1 protein-coding gene is annotated in these 607 nt (G+C 28.5%); it reads left to right on the top strand.

The window, feature by feature from the left end:
* The coding region (locus HM982_RS18435; RefSeq protein WP_218849898.1) for a hypothetical protein at positions 1–590 on the top strand (590 nt) is incomplete at its 5' end.
* Between the last annotated feature and the right edge of the window lie 17 nt (positions 591–607).

The raw sequence follows: 607 nt of genomic DNA, 5'->3' as shown, positions 1-607 counted from the left end.
CGTTACCTACAATATTGAAAAAACTGCTTCAAATAATAATTCTGACTTTAATCACAGCTTGTGGTTCAACTAAAAATACGACTGACCTAATTGCGGACGAAAAGTTTGAATTATGCTCTGAAATCAAATATAATCGACTCGTAACGGAAGTTGGACCAATTGAGGGAAAACTGATTTACAAACAAAATATTCATAGTTTATTAGAAAATCACCTAATTCAAGAAAAATATCTAACTGAAATAAGCAAAAGTGGATATGCAGAATTATTAAAAAAAGCGAATCGGAAAGAAATAAAACCTGAATTTTTTGAGAAACTAAAATCGGATTTAGGATTTGACCCATATTTGTTATTTCCGATTAATTCCCATTTATCTTGCTATGGTTATTTATTTGAACAACTAAAAATTTTAGACAAGTCAAGTTGGCAATTTGAATTTGGATTAGCTTATAACAAATTTGAGGCTTACGGAAATTTAAAAACTGATAGCGAATATTTAATTGACGCGCTGAATAAAATTCCAGAAGATAAATTTCAAAAAATAATGTATCGGAAATTATTCTTGGATTTAATATACACGAATCTGAATTAAAAATACTGTAGGTAACA

The sequence above is a fragment of the Winogradskyella vidalii genome, assembly GCF_013403955.1.
Lineage (GTDB): Bacteria > Bacteroidota > Bacteroidia > Flavobacteriales > Flavobacteriaceae > Winogradskyella > Winogradskyella vidalii.
Note: the sequence above shows the minus strand (reverse complement) of the source record. Positions and strands in the feature narration are given on the sequence as shown.